Source organism: Achromobacter sp. MYb9 (assembly GCF_002975275.1).
In the GTDB taxonomy this organism is placed as follows: Bacteria; Pseudomonadota; Gammaproteobacteria; order Burkholderiales; family Burkholderiaceae_B; genus Achromobacter.
In genome coordinates this window covers 94,642-107,547 of sequence record NZ_PCOQ01000001.1, presented here as the reverse complement: position 1 = coordinate 107,547, position 12,906 = coordinate 94,642, and the positions used below count along the sequence as shown (strand labels likewise).

9 protein-coding genes and 3 tRNA genes are annotated in these 12,906 nt (G+C 63.3%); 7 read left to right on the top strand and 5 right to left on the bottom strand.

The window, feature by feature from the left end:
• Nucleotides 1–15: 15 nt before the first annotated feature.
• From CQ050_RS00530 to CQ050_RS00515, 4 genes are all read right to left on the bottom strand, one after another.
• On the bottom strand, nucleotides 16–1,458 hold the full coding sequence (locus tag CQ050_RS00530; protein ID WP_105554923.1) for a DegQ family serine endoprotease: 1,443 nt from the start codon (nucleotides 1,456–1,458) through the stop codon (nucleotides 16–18).
• A gap of 78 nt (nucleotides 1,459–1,536) precedes the next feature.
• The gene (locus CQ050_RS00525) at nucleotides 1,537–2,871 is read right to left on the bottom strand and encodes an ATP-binding protein (protein WP_105554922.1); all 1,335 of its coding nucleotides are present in this window, start codon (nucleotides 2,869–2,871) and stop codon (nucleotides 1,537–1,539) included.
• The gene (locus CQ050_RS00520; RefSeq protein ID WP_105555542.1) at nucleotides 2,868–3,527 is read right to left on the bottom strand and encodes a response regulator; all 660 of its coding nucleotides are present in this window, start codon (nucleotides 3,525–3,527) and stop codon (nucleotides 2,868–2,870) included. Before CQ050_RS00520 ends, CQ050_RS00525 begins: the two co-directional genes overlap by 4 nt.
• A 139-nt stretch (nucleotides 3,528–3,666) precedes the next feature.
• A tRNA-Thr gene (locus tag CQ050_RS00515) sits at nucleotides 3,667–3,742 on the bottom strand.
• Nucleotides 3,743–3,974: 232 nt separating this feature from the next.
• Here CQ050_RS00515 and CQ050_RS00510 point away from each other — a divergent pair.
• From CQ050_RS00510 to CQ050_RS00500, 3 genes are all read left to right on the top strand, one after another.
• Nucleotides 3,975–4,050, top strand: a tRNA-Asn gene (locus CQ050_RS00510).
• 257 nt (nucleotides 4,051–4,307) lie between these two features.
• A complete protein-coding gene (locus CQ050_RS00505) occupies nucleotides 4,308–5,309 on the top strand; it encodes a GTP-binding protein (RefSeq protein WP_105554921.1) in 1,002 nt (333 codons plus the stop codon).
• 118 nt (nucleotides 5,310–5,427) lie between these two features.
• Nucleotides 5,428–6,351 (top strand): LysR family transcriptional regulator, encoded by a 924-nt coding sequence (locus CQ050_RS00500; protein WP_105554920.1) that lies wholly within the window; start codon nucleotides 5,428–5,430, stop codon nucleotides 6,349–6,351.
• A gap of 780 nt (nucleotides 6,352–7,131) precedes the next feature.
• Here CQ050_RS00500 and CQ050_RS00495 read toward each other — a convergent pair.
• Nucleotides 7,132–7,208 (bottom strand) — tRNA-Met (locus CQ050_RS00495).
• Between the two features lie 62 nt (nucleotides 7,209–7,270).
• On the opposite strand from CQ050_RS00495, the gene scpB reads away from it, so the two are divergent.
• From scpB to nusA, 4 genes are all read left to right on the top strand, one after another.
• Nucleotides 7,271–8,482: an SMC-Scp complex subunit ScpB gene (gene scpB / locus CQ050_RS00490; protein WP_105554919.1), complete on the top strand. Its 1,212-nt coding sequence runs from the start codon at nucleotides 7,271–7,273 to the stop codon at nucleotides 8,480–8,482.
• 35 nt (nucleotides 8,483–8,517) lie between these two features.
• Complete coding sequence (locus tag CQ050_RS00485) at nucleotides 8,518–10,347, top strand: pseudouridine synthase (RefSeq protein ID WP_199196700.1); 1,830 nt, start codon at nucleotides 8,518–8,520, stop codon at nucleotides 10,345–10,347.
• A 521-nt stretch (nucleotides 10,348–10,868) separates the two neighbouring features.
• The gene (rimP, locus tag CQ050_RS00475; protein ID WP_105555541.1) at nucleotides 10,869–11,369 is read left to right on the top strand and encodes a ribosome maturation factor RimP; all 501 of its coding nucleotides are present in this window, start codon (nucleotides 10,869–10,871) and stop codon (nucleotides 11,367–11,369) included.
• Nucleotides 11,366–12,844 (top strand): transcription termination factor NusA, encoded by a 1,479-nt coding sequence (nusA, locus tag CQ050_RS00470; RefSeq protein WP_006225085.1) that lies wholly within the window; start codon nucleotides 11,366–11,368, stop codon nucleotides 12,842–12,844. Before rimP ends, nusA begins: the two co-directional genes overlap by 4 nt.
• Nucleotides 12,845–12,906: the final 62 nt, after the last annotated feature.

Genomic DNA, 12,906 nt, shown 5'->3' with positions numbered 1-12,906 from the left:
CGCCCGCGGATCGGCTTAGCCGATCTGCACCGGCACGAAGATCTTGTCTTCGCCGCGCTGGACCAGCAGGGCGACGGTCTTGCCCGCTTTGGACAGCGCTTCCTTCACTTGCCCGATGTTGTGCACGGGCACGCCATTCAAAGACAGCAGCACGTCGCCCGGTTCGATGCCCGCCTTGGCGGCCGGGCCGGCGGCGCGTTCGATCAGCAAGCCTTCGGTGCCTGACGCTTGCTGTTCCTGCGGGCTCAGGGGGCGCAGCGCCAAGCCCAATTGGCCGCGCTGTACGTCCTGATCGCCCGCCGAAGCCTGCGTCTTGTCTTTGGGAATACCCCCCAGCGTGGCCACCAGTTCCTTGGGAGCGCCGGCGCGCCACACGTCCATCTTGATCTTTTCGCCCGGCGAGGCGAGCGTGATCAGGGAGGCCAGATCGCCCGAGGACACGATGGTCTTGTCGTCGATCTTTCGCACCACGTCGCCGGGCTGCAGGCCGGCTTTGTCGGCAGCGCTGCCTTTCTCGACGCTGGACACCAGTGCGCCCGACGGCGACGCAAGCTTGAAGGAGTTGGCCAGGTCCTGGTTCACTTCCTGCACCGTCACGCCCAGCCGGGCATGCTGCACCTTCCCGTGTTCCAGGATCTGGTCCTTGATCTTGTAGGCCACGTCGATGGGGATGGAGAACGACAGGCCCTGGAACCCGCCAGTGCGGCTATAGATCTGGGAATTGATACCCACGACTTCGCCGCGGTCGTTGAACAACGGGCCGCCCGAATTGCCGGGGTTGACCGCCACGTCCGTCTGGATGAAAGGGACCGAGGTGTCGTCGGGCAGCGAGCGGCCCTTGGCGCTGACGATGCCCGCGGTCGCCGTGTTTTCCAGGCCGTAGGGCGAACCGATGGCCAGCACCCATTCGCCCACTTGCAACTGGTTCACGTCGCCCACCTTCACAACCGGCAGGTTCTTGGCGTCGATCTTGAGCACGGCCACGTCCGTTTGCGGATCCGCGCCCAGCACCTTGGCCTTGTATTCGCGGCGGTCCGTCAGCTTTACCGTGACTTCCTTGGCGTCTTGCACGACGTGCGCGTTGGTCAGGATGATGCCGTCGTTGCTGATGATGAAGCCGGAGCCTTCCCCGCGCATCGGGACTTCGCGCGAAGGCATGCGGCCCCGGGATCCGGGGATCTGGCCGAAGAACTGGGCAAAGGGGTCATCGTCGTCGGCGGACACCTTGCGGGTACCGCTGACGCTGATGTTGACGACGGCAGGCCCGAAGTCGCGGGTGATCTGCGCGAAATTCGGTGGGCTGGAGGGGGCGATCGTTTGCGGCGCGGCTACGGCGGCCGGCGCGTTGGCCGCCATCGACACGCTGCCGGTCATGGCAGTTGCGCCGGCGCCACCAATGGCGCCAGCGGCCAGCAGCGCCAGCACCAGGCGAGAAGGGGTCAGTTGCGAGGTTTTCATGTCGGCTCCTGCGTTCATGTTTGAGGGCATGGCGCAATCATCGGGCCTGACACTTAGGGGAATCTTAAATCGCGGGACTCATCGAGGGCGGGGGAATTCCACCCGGGCGCGCAGTCCCGAGCCGCCGGGCGCGTCTTCCAGCAAGATGCGGGCGCCGTGCCGCTCGGCGATGGCGCGGGCGATCGACAGCCCCAGGCCGCTGCCGTGCTGCGTGTTGCCCTCGGCGCGGTAGAAGCGGTCGAACACGCGTTCGCGTTCCGCAGGCGCGATGCCCGGGCCTTCGTCGTCGATCACGAATTGGGTCTTGTCCGCCGTCTGTTCCAGGCGCAGCCGGATGTGTTTGCCCTCGGGCGTATGCTTGACCGCGTTGTCGAGCAGGTTGCGCGCCAGCAGCACCAACGCATCGCGATGCCCCTGAAGCGGGGCTTGCGCCGCCCCTTCCATCTCGATGCTGATTGACTTGGCGTTGGCTTGTGGCAGCGTTTCGGATAGGGCCTGGCGCAACACATCAGCCAGGTCCACCGGGCCGGCGGGCGAGGGCGCCGCCGCGCTTTCGTGGCGCGCCATGGACAGTAGCTGCTCGACCAGGCGGGTGGCGCGGTCGATGCCGGCCGCCAGCCGTTGTTCGGCCAGTTGGCGGCTATCGGCGTCGCCGGCGCGTTGCAATGCCTGCAATTGCAGGCGCAGCGCGGCCAGCGGCGAACGCAGTTCATGCGCCGCGTCGCCCACGAACTGCTTCTGTTGGGCGAAGGCGCCGCGCATGCGTTCCAGCAGCAGGTTCAGTTCCTGGATCAGGGGTTGGATCTCATCGGGCAAGCCTTGCACATTGACCGGCGACAGGTCTTCGGGCTGGCGTGCGGCCACCTGGGCGCGGGCACGCTTGACCGGCCGCAGTGACCAGCTGACCACGCACCAGATAATCAGCATCAGCAAGGGCGCGGCGGCAGCGATGGGGGCGATGGTTCGCAGGGCGAGCGCGCGCGCCATGTCCTTGCGGACGTCCATGTCCTGCGCCACCTGGATCACCTGGAACGGCGTGGCCAGCGAATACACGCGATAGGTAATGCCTTCCATCCGGGCGTCGGAAAAACCCAGCACGATTTGATCGGGCAAGGGCCGGCGCGATCGCGAATTGAACACGCGCAGGCCGTCCGGGGTCCATATCTGGATGATCAGATCGTCGGCGACGGGCGAGCCCGCGCCGCGCGCATGGGTCGGGCCGGTTCTAAGCAGCCCGTCGCCGGTGCCCAGCGACAGGGCGGTTCGTTGCAGCAGGGAATCAAAGATATCGTCGGCCTGCGCCAGCGTGCTGCGGTAGGCGATTGCGCCTTGCACCAGCGCGCCGACCGCAATGGCGGCCAGAAGGAAGAAAAGCAGGCGGGCTCTCAGCGAGTAGCTAAGCCGCATGCTCATGTTTTGGGAATGACATAGCCGACGCCCCTGACGTTCTGAATCAGGTCCTGACCCAGTTTCTTGCGCAGGCCATGAATATAAACCTCAACGGCGTTGCTGCTGACGCTGTCTTTCCAGCTGTAGAGCTTCTCTTCCAGCTGCGCGCGCGAAAAGATCATGCCGGGGCGGGCGATCAGGGGCTCCAGCACCGCCCATTCGCGCGCGGTCAGGGCCACCGGGGTGCCGTCCACCATGGCTGCGTGCGATTGCGGGTCGATGGTGATCCCGTCGTGTTCGAACACCGGCTCGGCGCGGCCGGCGCTGCGGCGAATCAGGGCGCGCATGCGGGCCAGGAGCTCGTCCACGTCATAGGGTTTGACAATGTAGTCGTCCGCGCCAGCGTCCAATCCGGCGATGCGGTCGCTGACGGCGTCGCGCGCGGTGGCGATGAGCACCGGCGTGCGGTCCTTGCGGGTGCGCAGGTCGCGCAGCAAGGTCAGACCGTCGCGTTTGGGCAAGCCCAGGTCCAGCAGGATCAGGTCATAGGTGTCGGTGCGCAGGGCAAGTTCCGCGGCGTTGCCGTCCTTGACCCAGTCGACGGCGTAATGCTCCGCACGCAGGCAGTCCAATACGCTTTCACCGATCATGATGTCGTCTTCGACAAGTAGGATGCGCATGGTGGTCTTCGCTTGGTGGTGACGGAAATCCAGCAAGTTGGACGCGTGGCAGGCGGATGGAGTTCCCGTGATCGGGCCTGCAAGAAGGATGGCGGAGCGGAAATGAAAAAAGCAGCCCGAGAGGGCTGCTTTTTGAATTTGGTGCCGGCAATAGGAGTCGAACCTACGACCTTCGCATTACGAATGCGCTGCTCTACCAACTGAGCTATGCCGGCAAGACCATTTGCTTCGATTCTTGCGTACCGGTGTTGAATTCGGCAATGCTGAACTTCAAGCAAAACATCTTTATTCTTCCCAGTTCGCTGCCCTGTTTATGGGGCCTGATCTGGAAAGACCGAAATCATATCAGAGTTTTTTCGCGATGGGAAACAACGGGCTCAAAAAGAACCAAAAAAATCGCGATTTGCATGCCAAAAAAATTTAGGTCATAATTACGTTCTTGGCAGATCCCCGATAGCTCAGTCGGTAGAGCGACGGACTGTTAATCCGCAGGTCGCTGGTTCGAGCCCAGCTCGGGGAGCCAAAAGAATTCAGTACCGATAAGTTCAGCGCCAGGCTGGCGCCGAATGCAGAAGGGTCACCCACGAAAGTGAGTGGCCCTTTTTGTTTGGGCCGCCTTTTGTTTAGGTCTTTTGTTTAGGCCTATTGTCTGGGTCTTTTGTTTAGTATTTGTTCGCATAGTTGTTGTCCCGCGAATGAGCGGGCTGCGCTGGCGGATCCGTTCCTGGTGTGCGGGGGGCGGCCGCAAAATCCGGGGTAGCACCCGTTGGACGAATGGGTATGGACGAGGACAAGCGCATTGGCGTGGCGGTGATTTCAGGGTTTCTGGGCAGCGGCAAGACCACGCTGCTCAATCGCTTGCTGCACGAGCCGGCGTATGCCGACGCACACGTCATCGTCAATGAATATGGCGACGTCGGTGTGGACCATCATCTGGTGCGCCTGGCGCCGGCGAACGTCGTGCTGATCGAGGGCGGTTGTCTCTGCTGTGTCGTCAGCGGCGCGGTGGTGGATGCGCTGCGCGACCTTTTCATGCTGGCGCTCAGCCGCCGGATCAAGCCGTTTCGCCGCGTGCTGATTGAAACCAGCGGCTTGGCGGATCCGGCGTCGATTCTGTTCATGCTCAAACACGACCGGTTCCTGTCCGAGCGTTACGCGTATCGTGGCGCCATCGTGGTGGTGGATGTGCGGCACGGCGAGGACCAATTGGCGTCACAGCCCGAAGCGGCGCGGCAATTGGCGTTGGCCGATGCCATCGTGCTGGGCAAATCGGATTTGGCGGACGCGGCGCAGTTGCGGCGGGTGGAGCAGGCGGTCATCGCCGTCAATCCTGGTGCGCAACGTTGCGTCCAACGCCAGGATGCGCCCTTGGCTGGAATACTGCGAGACGGCCCTGATGCGCTCGCGCGCCGGGATGGCGTCGCGCTGGCGAACTGGCTGCAGGCCTTCACGCATCCCGTCGCGGGCCGCCACGCGCAGGTCGCCAGTTTTTCCCTGGTCTTGTCCGCGCCGTTGAGCCGGGCCGCCTTTCTGGCCGGGGTGTCGCGCATTCAGGAACGCTTCGGCCAGGGGCTGCTGCGGATGAAGGGGCTGGTGTGCTTCGAGGGCGAGGCGCTGCCATGCGAGGTGCATGGCGTCCACGGCGAACTCTATCCCTTGCGCCCGCTGTCGCAATGGCCCAGTGATGATCGCGCGTCGCGCCTGGTCTACATCTTGCGCGGGCTGGACGCGGAGAGCGTGCGCGCCGAGGTCCTCCGGGCCTTGGGCCAGTTGCCTGCCTGAGTGCCGCCGTCCGGCTTCATAGCGGCACGCGCTGAATACTCGTGTCGCTATTTCTGCACGGATGTTGCATGGAAATACGGTATAACCGGTACGGTCTGATGCAAGAACCGAGACAATCATGGATCGTCTGAAAGCCATGCAGGTGTTCGTGGAAGTCGCCGACCGGGGAAGCCTGTCGGCGGCGGCCGTCCATTTGGACATGTCGCGAGCGATGGTGTCGCGGTACCTGGCTGAAATGGAGCAGTGGGTAGGGGTGCGTTTGCTGCATCGCACCACGCGCCGGCTCAGCCTCACGCCCGCGGGGGCGGAAACCTTGCCCCGGTGCCGGCAGATGCTGGACATGGTGGGTGACCTGCGCAGCGCGGTGTCCACGCCCGAAGACACGCCGCGCGGCTTGTTGCGCATCACGACCAGCATGTCCTTCGGTTCAAGGCATCTGGCCAGCGTGGTTACCGACTACGTCAAGCAGCATCCCGGCACCTCCGTGGATCTGATGCTGGTCGAGCGCGCCGTCAATCTGGTCGAAGAGCGGGTAGATCTGGCGGTCCGGATCACGAATGACCTGGATCCCAATCTGATCGCGCGCAAATTGGCCGTCTGCCGCTCGGTGGTGTGCGCATCGCCGGAATACCTGGCGCGCGAAGGCGTGCCGGCGCGCATCGAGGATCTGTCGTTGCGCAACTGCCTGACGCATTCCTATTTTGGCAAAAGCCTGTGGCGATTCGAACGCGACGGCCAGCCGGTGGATGTGCCGGTTAGCGGCAATATCAGCGCGAATGAAGTCTCGGTGCTGTCGAGCGCCGCGCTGGAAGGGGCTGGCATCGCGATGCTGCCGACTTACTACGCGGCCGAGGACCTGGCGGCCGGGCGCTTGAAAGCTATTTTGCCGCAGTGCAAGCCGCAGGAATTGGGTATTTATGGCGTCTATGCCTCGCGTCGCCAGATGCCGTTGATCTTGCGTTCGATGCTGGATTTTCTGGTGGAGCGCCTGGGTTCCGCGCCGTGGGACAAGCCCGTCGTGGCGCCGCGCGCGCCCGCTTGAGGGGTGGTCTTGCGGGCAGCCGGGCTTGAGGGGGCGGGTTATGGCGGTATAATTTGGGTATTGCTTTGGCGGGCGGGCCGCATTTCTTTCCGGGCTTTCGCCAGCAAACCATATTGCGGCGGGCCAATGTCCGCTAGCATGTAGTCGTCGAAAACAGCTAAGAATCGTAAGTCCGGCCTAGGGTTGGTCATCGCATCACGAAGCGGGTCTTCGTATGCGCGAGGGGGTGCATGGGGTTCAGCGGTGGCGGCCAGCCACAATGCCGAATCCGATGCCTGACGATCCAGGTCTTGATACTGATCGCCGCGGGAAGCAGTCGCCGGGTTACCGGCGTGTCCCGCAGGCTAGTGTTGGCGTGTAATGCCAGCTTTTCCAGAATTTGCTTAAGGCGTCTGCCGTGATGGAAATCTGGCAGGCATATCGCCCTATCTTGATTGGTGCGGCCGTTTCGGCGCATAGCCCGCTTGCGGTCCGCCGCGCAGCCCGTCATGCATGGCAGTCAACCCAGGAATGTTGTGAACACTACGCAAACCCATGCCGTCTGTAGCAACCCCGCTTTTGCCGGGGTCTTGCTGGTGGGTGCGGGCGCAAGCTCCGTTGCGCAGTCCGCGTCAGTCGCGGCGGCCGGGTTGGATGCGAAGTTTGTGGGGTTCGTCGCGCCCGTTGCCGCTAACGGTTTGGCGCGCACAAATGGTCTGGCGCGCACAAATGAACTTGCGGGCGCGAATTTGCGGGCACCAATGAAAAAGGCCCGGCGCATTCGCCAGGCCTTCGTCAATTTGGTTGCGGGGGCAGGATTTGAACCTACGACCTTCGGGTTATGAGCCCGACGAGCTGCCAGACTGCTCCACCCCGCGTCTGAGAAAAGAATATTAACCTTATTTTCAACCTAGCGCAAGTTAGCCCTTTTTGAATTTGAATGTCGATGAACGATAGCGAGGCAATACTCGTGCTGGAAACCGCGCTGTTATGCGCGGTGCAGCCGATGCAACTGTCCGATATGCGCAAGCTATTCGGGGACGATGAACAATTCGACAACAGCAAGCTGCGCGGGCTGTTGGAGACGCTGCAGAGCAATTGGGCCGATGGCGGCCTTGAACTGGTGCAACTGGCTAGCGGATGGCGATTCCAAAGCCGCCCGCACATGCAGCGCTACCTTGAGCGGCTCAGCCCTGAAAAGCCGCCCAAGTATTCGCGTGCTGTCATGGAGACGCTGGCCATCGTGGCCTGGCGTCAGCCGGTCACGCGCGGCGACATCGAGGACATCCGCGGGGTCACCGTGTCTTCGCAGATCGTGAAGGCGCTGGAGGATCGGGGCTGGATCGAGGTCATCGGGCATCGCGATGCGCCGGGCCGTCCCGCCCTGTTCGGCACGACGCGTCAATTCCTGGATGACCTGGGCTTGCGGGCGCTGGACGAGCTTCCGCCGCTGGAATCGGCACAAGCCGCTGCGGCGCTGGCCGGTCTGGATTTGGGCGAAGTGCAGCAACTGACAGGCGAGGGGGCTGCGCCCGCCGACGTCGACGCTGCCGCGCCTGATGACGCAGCCGCCGTCACCGACGGCGAAGCCAGCGATGGAATCGATGGTGAAACCAGCGGTTTGCAGGGCGAAATCGCCGTCGACGAGCCGCCGGGCGTGGAAGAAAATGACGCTATCCCAGTTGCGGAATTGTCTGTTTCGGAACACGATGCAACCATAGCCCCGGGCGATAGCGTAGAATCCGTCGTTTCGCGCACAGAAGAAGGCGCGGATCCCGCAGACGAACCCACCGTCCGGGAGCAAGCCGAAGGCTTGTCCAATACGCCAACCCCGTCCGGTTTTCCCGACGAAGGGGCAGGCAACGACCTTTCCGATATGGCCGCCGACGTCACAGAAGCCGGTGCTGCAAAGGAAAGTGTCGAGAACGCAAAACACGCGGAACCGACCGAACCGATTGACGAGACCGATCACGCAGCGCCTGGCGCCGCCGGGCATGAGCCCGCCATCGGCCTTGACGAATCTGTTCGGCCCGACCCCGATGTCGTCCCCACGGCGTCGGGCGAGGCAGATCCGGAGCGGCCTCGCGCCGGCCGTGAGTCGGCGTCCCCTGATGATGACGAGCCTGCCCCTGGCAGGCCTACCCAAGTTTGAAATTCGGAGCTGTCCCAGTGACAACGAATACAGCAATGCAGGACGACAATCCCCGTTCGGATGACACCGTTTCCAACGGTCAACCGGAAGCTTCCGCCGCGCGCGAGCCGGCAGCCGAAGGTGAGGCCGGCGCCCGTGGGCGCGGGCGCAAGCTGAGGACGCCGTTCCGTCGCCGTCGCGGCGATGCGACGGCCGAACAGGCGCCGGCCGTCGAGGGCCAGCAACCTGCGGCCGCCGCTGCTCCGGTCGAGTCGCCTGACTCCCGTGGTGGCGAGCAGGAAGCCGAGCAGGCCCTGTCGTACCTGGACTCGGCCGACCGCATGGAGCAGCGCCTGGGCAAGTACCTGAACAGCGATTCGGTCATGCCCAAGCTGCACAAGGTGCTGGCTGACGCCGGCATCGGTTCGCGCCGCGAGATGGAAGAGTTGATCGTCGCGGGCCGCGTGTCGGTCAACGGCGAGCCGGCCCATATTGGCCAGCGCGTGGCGCCGAATGATCAGGTCCGTGTCAACGGCAAGCCGATCATGCGCGTGAATACGAAGAAGCCGCCGCGCGTGATTCTGTATCACAAGCCGGCAGGCGAGATCGTCAGCCACGATGATCCGGGTGGCCGCGCCAGTGTTTTCGCGCGCTTGCCCAAGCTGCGCACCGGCAAATGGTTGTCGGTCGGGCGCCTGGACTTGAATACCGAAGGTCTGCTGATTTTCACGACCTCCGGCGACATGGCCAATCGCATCATGCACCCCCGTTACGGCACCGAGCGCGAATACGCGGTCCGCGTGTTGGGCGAAATGGACGAGGCCCAGCGCCAGTCGCTGGTCGATGGCATTGAGCTTGAAGACGGCCTGGCCGCTTTCGGCGCGCTGGAATACCTGGGTGGCGATGGCAGCAACCGCTGGTATCGCGTGACCTTGCAGGAAGGCCGCAACCGCGAAGTCCGCCGCATGTTCGAAGCCGTCGGCGTCACGGTCAGCCGCCTGATCCGTACCCGTTTCGGCGATGTGGTGCTGCCGCGCACGCTGCGGCGCGGCCGTTGGGAAGAATTGGACGGTTCGCTCGTGACCGCGCTGATGGTCCAGCTGGGACTGTTGCGTGAAGACGACGAATCCGGTGGCAACCGCCGCCGCTCGAAGCAACCGCAGTCACATGACAGCGCCTTGCCTCCCGGCTTCGGCACCATGGACCGCAATGGCATGAATGGCGCCCGCATTGGTCGCCGCGGCAAGCTGCAGGGCGGTCGTCTGGGTAGTGCAGGCCAAACGGCCGCGTGTCCGTCGGATCCGTTCGGTACCGGTTTGATGATTGCCGGTGGCTATGCCAACGGCCATCCGTTGGCCGCGGAAGGCGCGGGCGGCAATCGCAAGGGCGGCAAGCCCGGTGGCGGCCGTTCGGCTGCGCCGGCGGGCGGTGGCCGTCCGGGTGGAAAGTCGGGCGGAAAGCCTGGTGGCAAACCGGGTGGCAAGCCTCGCGGTCCGCGTTCGGCCGCGGCCAACGGCCCGTCGGGCCCCATGGCGTCGGCGGATGCCGTCGGCAATGTGGCCGAAGCCCCGGTGGGTGGTGGTGGCCGCAAGCCTTCCGGCCGTAAGCCGGGTGGCGGCAAACCGGCGGGCGCGGGCGGCGGCAACAGCCGCGGCGGCAAGCCGGCAGGCGCCGGTCGCGGCGGCAGCAAGGCCGAAGGCTCGCCGCGCGCGGCGGGTGGCGGCGCCGGCAACAGCAAGGGGCCGGGTGCGGGCGGCAAGCCGCGTGCTCCGCGCAATGCCTCGTCGTCGTCATCCCCGCGTGGTGATGATTGGCAGCCGCGTGGCGCTTCGGCCCACGAATCCCGCCTTGGGGTGATGGGCGGACGTGGCCGTCAGGGCCGCTAAGCGCTGTCAGGCGGCGCGCAGGGCGCGCCGCCGGGTCCGATGTGTCCCATATAAACGTAAGCCCGTGACGAATCAGGCGTTTTTCCGGTTTATCTGGTAAAATCAATGGTTTTCATGGCTTCGCGCCATTGCCTTGCGCCCGACATTGGCCTTACAACGTGTCCGGTAGCGTGTGGTGGTCGTACTTGGTGTGCGGCAAGAAAGTATCTGGCGCAGTATCAAGCAGAAGTATCAAGCGAAGTATCAAGCGCATGGCCTGTAGGGCGTTGCCTGTAAAGGACATTGCCGGTAGGCAAAGCGCGGTAGGCAAGAGCAGTTGGCATCGGAGTTGCGCCAAGTGCCGCCGGGCCCGGATTGACGGGTTGGGGCGGGGCTGCATGGGGGGAATCCCGTGGCGCAAACCACAAATTAGGTCGCAATATAGGGCGCTGCCCAGCATTGCTCCTTACGTGCAGTAGGGAAGCGGCTGGGCTCTGCGCAATATCGGTGGGCTGGGCGTGCAGCCCATTTTTTTTGAGTATATGGCTGATTTATTCGCATTGACCGAAGAGGCTTTGGCCGGCATGGACCTCGAACTCGTAGACGTCGAGCGTGCCGCCCTGGGCCTTTTGCGCGTGACGATCGATCGGGTCGGCGGTGTGCGCATCGAAGACTGTGAGCAGGTTTCGCGCCAATTGTCGCGGGTGTTTGAAGTCGAGAACATCGACTATAAGCGGCTCGAAGTCGGTTCGCCGGGCATTGATCGCCCGCTGCGCAACGAGAACGAATTCCGCCGTTTCGCAGGCGAGCGCATCGAAATCAAGCTGCGCGAGGCATTAGACGGACGTAAGGTCTTCTCCGGCACGCTGACCGTGCCCGAAGACGCCGCCGCCTCGGACGCCGCTGCTGGCATGCACAAGACCGTCTTCGGTCTCGAATTTGAGGCAAAAAAGAACGATGTCCAGGTTTTGAACTTCACGGTCGATGACATCGAACGTGCAAAACTGGATCCCGTTCTGGATTTCAAGGGCAAAAAGCGATGAGTCGCGAAATTCTTCTGTTGGTCGATGCCTTGGCGCGTGAAAAGAACGTCACGCGCGACGTCGTGTTCGGTGCGCTGGAAAGTGCGCTGGCCTCGGCCATGAAAAAGCGCTTCAAGGATGATGCGGACATTCGTGTCGCCATCGATAGGGAAACCGGCGATCACGAGGGCTTCCGCCGTTGGCTGGTCGTGCCCGACGAAGCCGGGCTGCAAGAACCCGATAAGCAGGAAATGCTGTCGGACGCGGTGGAAATCGTCCCTGGCATCCAGGAAGGCGAATACATCGAAGAGCCCCTCGAGCCCATCGAATTCGGCCGTATCGGCGCGCAGGCGGCCAAGCAGGCCATTCTGCAAAAGATTCGTGACGCCGAGCGCGAACAGGTGCTGAACGACTTCCTGGACCGTGGCGAGACCATCGTGTCCGGCACGATCAAGCGCATGGACAAGGGCGACGCCATTGTCGAAACCGGCAAGATCGAAGCGCGCCTGCCGCGTTCCGAGATGATCCCGAAGGAAAACCTCCGGGTGGCCGACCGCGTCCGCGCCTTCGTGTTGCGTGTTGACCACGCCGCGCGTGGCCAGCAAGTGATCCTGTCGCGCACCTCGCCCGAGTTCATCCGCCAGCTGTTCGAGAACGAAGTTCCGGAAATCGAACAAGGCCTGCTGGAGATCAAGGCCGCTGCCCGCGATGCCGGCGTGCGTGCGAAGATCGCCGTGGTGGCTTACGATAAGCGTATCGACCCCATCGGCACGTGTGTGGGCATGCGCGGTTCGCGCGTTACCGCGGTTCGCAACGAGCTGGGCGGCGAGCAGGTCGATATCGTGCTGTGGTCGGAAGACCCCGCGCAGTTTGTCATTGGCGCCCTGGCGCCGGCCAACGTCGAATCGATCGTCGTTGATGAAGACAAGCATGCGATGGACGTTGTCGTCGACGAAGAAAACCTGCCCAAGGCCATCGGCGCCAAGGGTCAGAACGTGCGCCTGGCGTCCGAACTGACTGGCTGGCAGATCAACATCATGACGCCGGAAGAAAGCCTGAATCGCCAGGAAGTCGAGCGGTCGGGTCTGCGCGCCACGTTCATGAGCAAGCTGGACGTTGATGAGGAAGTCGCTGACATCCTGATCGACGAAGGTTTCACCGGTATCGAGGAAATCGCTTACGTGCCCATGCAGGAACTGCTGGAAATCGAAGCGTTTGACGAAGACACCATCAATGAATTGCGCGCCCGTGCCCGCAATGCGTTGCTGACTGAGGCGATTGCCCAGGAAGAGCGCCTTGAGACCGCACAGGATTTGCTTGAACTCGAAGGCATGACGCAGGAATTGGCTGGCAAGCTGGCCGAGCGTCAAGTGCATACGCGTGATGATCTGGCCGAACTGGCAACGGACGAACTGGCGGAAATCGCCGGCTTGACCGAGCAGGAAGCCAGCGACCTCATCATGCGTGCCCGCGCCCATTGGTTCGACGAAGAATAACCAAAAGGACACGGGTCTGCGGTGGGTAGTGCTGGTTTTATCCACCGCAAGTTCACGTTGTT

Excerpts from the sequence above, each read along its gene's own strand:
- CQ050_RS00530 (WP_105554923.1), bottom strand. The coding sequence starts at position 1,458 with ATGAAAACCTCGCAACTGACCCCTTCTCGCCTGGTGCTGGCGCTGCTG.
- CQ050_RS00505 (WP_105554921.1), top strand. The coding sequence starts at position 4,308 with ATGGACGAGGACAAGCGCATTGGCGTGGCGGTGATTTCAGGGTTTCTG.
- CQ050_RS00485 (WP_199196700.1), top strand. The coding sequence starts at position 8,518 with ATGCAGGACGACAATCCCCGTTCGGATGACACCGTTTCCAACGGTCAA.
- nusA (WP_006225085.1), top strand. The coding sequence starts at position 11,366 with ATGAGTCGCGAAATTCTTCTGTTGGTCGATGCCTTGGCGCGTGAAAAG.
- rimP (WP_105555541.1), top strand. The coding sequence starts at position 10,869 with ATGGCTGATTTATTCGCATTGACCGAAGAGGCTTTGGCCGGCATGGAC.
- scpB (WP_105554919.1), top strand. The coding sequence starts at position 7,271 with ATGTCGATGAACGATAGCGAGGCAATACTCGTGCTGGAAACCGCGCTG.
- CQ050_RS00525 (WP_105554922.1), bottom strand. The coding sequence starts at position 2,871 with ATGAGCATGCGGCTTAGCTACTCGCTGAGAGCCCGCCTGCTTTTCTTC.
- CQ050_RS00500 (WP_105554920.1), top strand. The coding sequence starts at position 5,428 with ATGGATCGTCTGAAAGCCATGCAGGTGTTCGTGGAAGTCGCCGACCGG.
- CQ050_RS00520 (WP_105555542.1), bottom strand. The coding sequence starts at position 3,527 with ATGCGCATCCTACTTGTCGAAGACGACATCATGATCGGTGAAAGCGTA.